Consider the following 7,461-nt stretch of genomic DNA (forward strand, 5'->3'; position numbering starts at 1 on the left):
ACGGCCTTTCCCGTCCCGCCTCATCGATTGGCCTGCCCATGACCGAAACCGTCCCCACGGGGCCGCCGATATCCCAGTCCGCCGACACCGACGGCCGGATCGAACTCAGCCCCGGGGCCTTCCCCGCCGACAGTCCCTTCGCCAACGAGGACCTGCGTCCCGTCCCGGTCTCCGAGCGCAAGTGGACGACGTACAACTTCGCGGCGCTGTGGATATCCATGGCTCACTGCATCCCCAGCTGGACCCTGGCCTCCGGCCTGGTCGCCCTCGGCATGGACTGGAAGCAGGCCGTCTTCACCATCGCCCTGGCCAACATCATCGTGCTGCTGCCGATGCTGGCCACCGGTCACGCGGGACCGAAGTACGGCATCCCGTTCCCCGTGCTCGCCCGTGCCTCGTTCGGGCTTCGCGGTGCCAACATTCCGGCGCTGATCCGCGCCGCGGTGGCCTGCGGCTGGTTCGGCATCCAGACCTGGATCGGCGGCAGCGGCATCTTCGCCCTGGGCTCCAAGCTCACCGGCGGTGAGTGGGAGAATGCGGGGAAGATCGCGGGCAACCCGTGGCCGCTGTGGCTCTGCTTCCTCCTCTTCTGGGCGCTGCAGATCGCGATCATCTACCGCGGCATGGACTTCCTGCGGCACTTCGAGAACTGGGCCGCGCCCGTCGTGATCGTCGGCGCGTTCGCGCTGCTCATCTGGATCGCGGTCAAGGCCGACGGCTTCGGCGCGCTGCTCGACCAGCCCTCGAAGCTCGGCTGGGGCGCGGACTTCTGGCCGGTCTTCTTCCCTTCCCTGATGGGCATGATCGGTTTCTGGGCGACCCTGTCGCTCAACATCCCCGACTTCACGCGCTTCGGGGCGAGTCAGAAAGCGCAGACCTGGGGGCAGTCCCTCGGCCTGCCCACCACGATGACGCTCTTCGCGATCCTCGCCGTGCTGGTCACCTCGGGCTCCGAGGCCGTCTACGGAGAGGCGATCTGGGACCCGGTGGCCCTCGCGGCCAAGACGGACAACGCCTTCGGCCTGCTCTTCGCGCTCTTCATCGTGTTGATCGCCACGATCTCCGTCAACATCGCGGCGAACGTGGTGTCCCCGGCCTACGACCTGTCCAACCTGGCCCCGAAGTTCATCAACTTCCGTACAGGTGCGCTGATCACGGGTGTCATCGGCATCCTGATCTTCCCGTGGAAGCTGATCTCCACGCCCGAGTTCTACATCTTCACCTGGCTCGGCGTGGTCGGCGGTCTGCTCGGCACGGTCGCGGGCATCCTGATCGCCGACTACTGGATCATCCGCCGTACGGTCCTGCACCTCGCCGACCTCTACACGCCCGGCGGGCGCTACTGGTACTCGAACGGCTGGAACTGGCGGGCGGTGCTGGCGTTCGTGGTCGGCGGTGTCCTGGCGGTCGGCGGCTCGTACTCGAACGTCGACGCCAAGGGCAGCAAGCTCGGCCCGTTCCCCACGGACGGACTCATCCCGTTCCTCAAGCCGCTCGCGGACTACGGCTGGGCGATCGGCCTCGCCTCGTCGCTCGTCCTGTACGTCGCGTTGATGGCGCCGTTCGCGCGGGCGGAGCGCGCGGAGCGGGAGGGGCGCACGGTGAAGGCCGACCAGGTCGTCTGACGACGGCGGGCCGCGTTGGGAGCCGCTCTTACTGAGCGGCCTCCAGCGCGGCCATCGCCTCCTTGGCGGCCTTGATGGCGCCCTTGTTGATCTCGTCCGTACTCGGCGCCTTCTTCGACTCGAAGTCACTGCCGTTGTACGTGATGACCACCATGGCGTTGGACGCCTGGACGAACACCTGGCCCTCGCGCGTCTGCTGCTTGTCCTCGGTGGTGAGGTTCACCACCGAGTAGGCCGCGTCCCCGAGACCGGGAACGACCCCTCCGCCGCTCTTCTCCGTCGTGCGCTGCTTGTAGGCGGCCTGGGCAGACTGGTCCGATTTCTTGATTTCGTACGAAATGTCGAGCCAGCGGTAGTCGAAGCCCTTGAGGGCGTTCCACGAGCAGGTGCGGCGCAGCGACTCGTCGGTCGACGGGATCTCCTTGCCGGCCGTCTTGGCGTCCGGCACCAGCGAGGTCACCGTCTTCTTCGACACGCCTGTACAGGGCGCGGGCGAGGTGCGGTACGTGCGGCTCGCCGCGGCGGTCGACGGCGCGGACGGTGACGACCCGCCGTCGGGGGCCGCCTTCTTCTCCGCGGCCGGGGTCGCGGCGAACGGCCCGGACGACAACGACCAGCCCGCCAGGGCGAGCACGACAACCGGCAGCAGACGCGCGGTCAGAGCGAGAGGAAGAGAACGCACGGCGCACATTTCGTGGGGGACGGTGCGGAGAGTCCGCACAGCGGACGGGGACGCCAGTGTCACATGCCTGCCTGTGGGGCGGTAGTACAAACTCGCTCCGTGCCCGGGTGGTGACAGGGGCTCACCCTTGACGGTCCATGACCTCGTGCGATATCGGGGCATCGAAGGGCAGAGCCCGCTCGATGCGGTCAACGGCGGCGAACGCACCGTACGCGACGAGCCGGACCAGACAGCGGTCCGTGTACGGCGGCTGCTTCCACGTCTTCCACGCCGCCACGTCCTCGTCGGTGATCCGGTACGGAGCCAGCGCGGCCAGCAACGCCAGCCGCGCCCCGGGCCTGGTCCTCCGGTCCGGCAGGGCGTCCCACACCAACGGCTGATGCGTACCGTCCCACGCCGCGACGACACTTCGTACGAGGTCCTGGTCCGCCTCGGTCAGCAGGGCGGCGCCCTCCATGGCCGCCGTCCGCAGTGCCGCGTAGGCGGGGGCGACCGGCGTGTCGGCCGCCCAGGACGGGCCGGGGCCCGGGTCGCCGTCGAGGAGGGCGAGGCTCGTGCCCGGGGTGAGACGCCGGCGCAGGGTCTTCGCCAGGGAACGGCCGGCGAGGCTGCGGACCGGCCTGAACCGCTGGGCGTTGCCCGGCAGCAGGTTCTCCGTCAGCAGGGCCGAGACGATCCGGTTGATGAAGTGGAAGGACAGGGCGGTTCCCACGTACGCGGCCGTGTGCCGGGCGAAGAAGGGCAGCGGGGTGAGATCCGGGTGGCCCGGGACACGGGTCGCCTCGCCCCAGGCGACCATGCGCGCCTGCACGTCCTTCTCCGGGGTCCCGCCGCGGGCCAGACGCTCCGCGAGGGCGTGGTTGCCGGTGGCGTGCAGCAGGACGGTGTGCGCGTCCACGCAGAACGGACACCTGTTGGCGCGGGACACCCCGAGTGCGGCCAGCTCCTTGCCGGTGCGGCTGCCGTCGCCCGCGAGCAGCGACTCACGCATCAGGGCCCAGGTGGCGGCGAGGAGTTCGGGTGCGGAGGACAGGACGACGAAGGTGACGGCGCCGTCGATGCCGAAGTCCTCGGAGAGCTGTCGGTAGACCTCGGCGGTCCGGCCGGTGGCGGACCTGGGCGGCGGAGGCTGGGTGTAGCGAAAGGGCGTGGTCACGAACGGGTAGCTGAAGGGTGTGGTCATACCGAGAACCCTCGTTCCCGGAGGCGCCCCGGGCGTCGTACGGCCGAAGGCAGTTGGCGGTGCTCCGACGCGACCGGGCCGGGCGCCGGACTACTGCGCCGGGAGTAGTCGCGGGGCCGTCCACAGGGCTGACGACCCTGTCGGCACGGCGGTCTACCGTACGGACATGGACGCGGACCAGGCCACTCTCAAGCGGCTCGCCGACGTGGCGCTCGCCGTCGTGATCGGCGCGATCGTCGTGTCCGTGGCGGCCTTCGACAAGGACACCGCGCCGGTCGACTACGCGCTGATCGTGACCGGTTCGCTCGCGCTGGCCGCATACCGTAGGGCGCCTCGTGCGGTGCTCGCCGTCACCACGGCCGCGCTGGCCGGCTATGTGCTGCACGCCGAACCAGGGCTGGTGGCCGCCCTCCCGGTGATGGCCGCGGTCCACACGGCGGCACAGGCGGGGCACCGGAGCGTGGGCGCGGCGGCGGGCGGGGTGTTCCTCGGGGCGTGGCTCGCGACGGGAGTCACCTCCCAGAACACCGTCGAGCAGACCGCGTTGCTCGCGGGCTGGTTCCTGTGCGCCGTCGTCACCGGTCTCGCGGGCCGCAACTGGCAGGCCTATCTGCGCCAGACCGAACAGCGCGCGCTGGAGGCCGAACGCACCCGTGAGGAGGCGGCACTGCGCCGGGCGGGCGAGGAACGCCTGCGCATAGCCCGCGAGTTGCACGACTCCCTCACGCACAGCATCTCGATCGTCAAGCTCCAGGCGGGAGTCGCCGTCCACCTCGCACGCAAGCGCGGCGAGGAGATATCCCCGGCCCTGCTCGCCATCCAGGAGGCGAGCAGCGAGGCCATGCGCGAACTGCGCGCCACTCTTGAGGTGTTGCGCACCGACGAGCCGACCGGCACCCCGGCCCTGCTCGTGGAGCGCGCACGGGCCGCGGGCCTCGCCGTCGACCTGACCGTGACCGGCCACGAGCGCCCGCTGACGGCCACCGTGGACCGCGCCACGTACCGCATCGTCCAGGAGGCCCTGACGAACGCCGCCCGGCACGCCGGGCCCGCCAAGGTGGCCGTCCAACTGGAGTACGAGGAACGTGAGTTGACGATACGCGTCGACGACGACGGCACCGCAGAACCGTCCCGGCCGTGCGCCGAGGGCATCGGGCTCACCGGCATGCGCGAACGCGTCACGGCCCTCGGTGGCACCCTGCACGCCGCCCCGCGCGCGGAGGGCGGCTTCTCGGTACGGGCCCGAGTGCCGCTGGACCTGCCGTGAGCGGCCTGATCAGGGTCGCGCTGGTCGACGACCAGGCCCTGATGCGCGCCGGGTTCCGGGCCCTCCTGGACGCCGAGGAGGGCATCGAGGTGGTCGGCGAGGCCGCCGACGGGAAACAGGGCCTGGCGCTGGTGCGCGCGCACGTCCCGGACATCGCCCTCGTCGACGTCCAGATGCCGGTGATGACGGGCATCGATGCGACCCGCCGCATCGCCGCCGACCCCGAACTGTCCGGCGTACGCGTGGTGATGCTGACCAACTACGGCCTGGACGAGTACGTCTTCGAGGCGCTGCGGGCCGGTGCCAGCGGGTTCCTGCTCAAGGACACCGAGCCCGCCGATCTGCTCCAGGCCATCGAGGTCGTCGCGCGCGGCGAGGCCCTGCTGTCGCCGTCCGTCACCCGCACGCTGATCGGCGAGTTCGTGGCCCGGCCCCCGGACCGGGCCAGCGCGCCCGGCCTGGAATGCCTCACCCGCCGCGAGCGTGAGGTCACCGCGCTCGCCGCCCGCGGCCTCACCAACGAGGAGATCGCCGCCCACATGGTCATCAGCCCCTTCACGGTCAAGACCCACGTCAGCCGCGCGATGACCAAGCTGGCCGCACGCGACCGTGCCCAACTGGTGGTGTTCGCCTATGAGTCGGGGCTGGTCGCGGCGCGCGGGACCGCGGAGTGAGGGGTTCCGTCGAGGGCTCGTGTGATGATCGGCCCGTGATCGCGATACGTCCGAGATCGGTCCGCAGCGTCGCCCTCGCCTGTCTGCTGGTGCTGGGGGTGAGCGGCTGCGGGCTCTCCGCCGAGCTGGACCGGGAGAGCAACCCCGAACGCAAGCCCACGCCGACACCGACACCGGCCGTGGAGGTGCCGACCCGGGCGGCGAACCCACCCCCGTCCGGGATCCCCACGCACTCTCCGTCCGTACCCGTCCAGGAGGGGCAGGGGTGTCCGCCGTCCGGCCTGCGCTTCCGGGCCGACGAGGGGGACGCGGCCATGGGGCTGCGTGCCATGGGCCTCGACGTCACCAACTGCGGTGACCGCCCGCACAAGTTGAACGGCTACCCGGCCGTCACCGTCCTCGACGCCTCGGGCGATCCCTTCCCCGACGTACGGACCGACGAGGGTACGGACAAGGTGTTCATGGCGCCGGAGGACCCCGGACCCCGGGCGCTGACCCTCGACCCCGGCGAGAGCGCACACGCGGCCCTGTACTGGCGGATGCACAACCAGGACGGTGTCTACCTCCGCGTCGCCCTGAAGAAGGGGGACGACACCGTGACCGTGCGGCCACCGTATTCGCTCGACATCGGCCCCGAGAACATCCTGGGGACGACGGCCTGGCAGCCCTCGGCGTAACCCTCCGAGCGCCCCTCTGAGCAGCCCTCGGAGTAGAGGGCGCGGCGGGCTGCGTACGATCGCCGGACGCCTGCCGGACGACCGTCCACAGTCCGGATGCCCGCGCCGCAGTGAGGAGTTCCCCCGTGTTCACGACCCGACCCACGCTCCAGGGCACCTTCGGGATGGTGTCCTCCACGCACTGGCTCGCCTCGCAGTCGGCGATGGCCGTGCTGGAGGACGGCGGCAACGCGTACGACGCCGCCGTAGCCGCCGGATTCGTGCTGCACGTTGTCGAGCCGCACCTCAACGGGCCCGCCGGCGAGGTGCCGATCATCCTGGCCCCGGCGGGCGGCGAGGTACGGGTGCTGTGCGGACAGGGCGTCGCACCGGCCGGGGCCACGATCGCCCACTACAGGGGACTGGGTTTGGATCTCGTACCCGGTACTGGACCCCTCGCAGCCGCGGTTCCCGGGGCCTTCGACGCGTGGATGCTGCTGCTGCGCGACCACGGCACGAAGTCCCTGGCGGACGTCCTGAAGTACGCCATCGGGTACGCGGAGGACGGGCACGCGCCCGTGGAACGCGTCGGCGAGACCGTCGAGACCGTGCGGGAGCTCTTCGAGACCGAGTGGTCGTCCTCGGCCGACGTGTACCTGCCGGACGGGCGGCCCCCGCAGCCGGGCGAGCTGTTCCGGAATCCGGCGCTTGCCGCGACGTGGAGGCGGCTGGTCGCGGAAGCCGCGGAGGAGGCGGAGGAGGCGGGGATCCGCAGGGAGGCCGATGCGGGTCGGGAGCCCGGAGCAGCTCAGGAGCCCGGGGCCCGGAACGGCGGAGACCGGGTCGCCGAGATCGAGGCGGCGCGGCGGATCTGGCGTGAGGGCTTCATCGCGGAGGCGCTGGTACGGCAGGCGGCCCGGCCCACGATGGACACCAGCGGTGAACGGCACTCCGGCACGCTGACGGCGGCCGACCTGGCCGGCTGGTCCGCGTCCTACGAGGCCCCGGCCACGTACGACTGGCGGGGCTGGACCCTGTGCAAGGCCGGTCCCTGGAGCCAGGGCCCGGTGCTCCTCCAGCAGCTGGCCCTGCTGCCGCCGGAGCTGCCGCGGTACGGCTCCGCCGAGTACGTGCACCTGCTGATCGAGGGCTGCAAGCTCGCGATGGCCGACCGGGAGGCGTGGTACGGGGACGCGGCCGAGGTTCCCCTGAAGGAGCTGCTGTCGGAGGAGTACAACGCCGGGCGGCGGGCGCTGGTCGGGGAGAAGGCCTCCTACGAGCTGCGGCCGGGCAGCCCCGGCGGACGGGCCCCACGCCTCAGCGGGCACGCGCGCGTGGTGGCCGCGGGGGAGGACGGGTTCGACGCGCTGGGGG

The 7,461-nt window shown here is 71.3% G+C and carries 7 protein-coding genes; 5 read left to right on the forward strand and 2 right to left on the reverse strand.

Going from position 1 to position 7,461, the window contains the following annotated elements; translation table 11 throughout:
* Positions 1-38 precede the first annotated feature (38 nt).
* The gene (locus AOK17_RS25365) at positions 39-1,625 is read left to right on the forward strand and encodes an NCS1 family nucleobase:cation symporter-1 (protein ID WP_055614867.1); all 1,587 of its coding nucleotides are present in this window, start codon (positions 39-41) and stop codon (positions 1,623-1,625) included.
* Positions 1,626-1,653: 28 nt separating this feature from the next.
* On the opposite strand, the gene AOK17_RS25370 is transcribed toward AOK17_RS25365, so the two are convergent.
* Both AOK17_RS25370 and AOK17_RS25375 read right to left on the reverse strand, forming a co-directional pair.
* Positions 1,654-2,316: a hypothetical protein gene (locus AOK17_RS25370; RefSeq protein WP_055614868.1), complete on the reverse strand. Its 663-nt coding sequence runs from the start codon at positions 2,314-2,316 to the stop codon at positions 1,654-1,656.
* Positions 2,317-2,428: 112 nt separating this feature from the next.
* Positions 2,429-3,463 (reverse strand): carboxymuconolactone decarboxylase family protein, encoded by a 1,035-nt coding sequence (locus tag AOK17_RS25375; protein WP_055614872.1) that lies wholly within the window; start codon positions 3,461-3,463, stop codon positions 2,429-2,431.
* 193 nt (positions 3,464-3,656) lie between these two features.
* Between AOK17_RS25375 and AOK17_RS25380 the strand changes: the two genes are divergently transcribed.
* From AOK17_RS25380 to AOK17_RS25395, 4 genes are all read left to right on the forward strand, one after another.
* Positions 3,657-4,757 (forward strand): sensor histidine kinase, encoded by a 1,101-nt coding sequence (locus tag AOK17_RS25380; protein WP_055614869.1) that lies wholly within the window; start codon positions 3,657-3,659, stop codon positions 4,755-4,757.
* A gap of 5 nt (positions 4,758-4,762) precedes the next feature.
* Positions 4,763-5,431, forward strand: coding sequence for a response regulator (locus AOK17_RS25385; protein WP_055614873.1), 669 nt, complete (start codon positions 4,763-4,765; stop codon positions 5,429-5,431).
* Positions 5,432-5,466: 35 nt separating this feature from the next.
* Positions 5,467-6,108, forward strand: coding sequence for a DUF4232 domain-containing protein (locus AOK17_RS25390; protein WP_157881386.1), 642 nt, complete (start codon positions 5,467-5,469; stop codon positions 6,106-6,108).
* A 125-nt stretch (positions 6,109-6,233) separates the two neighbouring features.
* On the forward strand, positions 6,234-7,461 hold a 1,228-nt coding region (locus tag AOK17_RS25395; RefSeq protein WP_206190832.1), incomplete at its 3' end, for a gamma-glutamyltransferase.

Source organism: Streptomyces phaeochromogenes (assembly GCF_001418655.1).
In the GTDB taxonomy this organism is placed as follows: domain Bacteria; phylum Actinomycetota; class Actinomycetes; order Streptomycetales; family Streptomycetaceae; genus Streptomyces; species Streptomyces phaeochromogenes.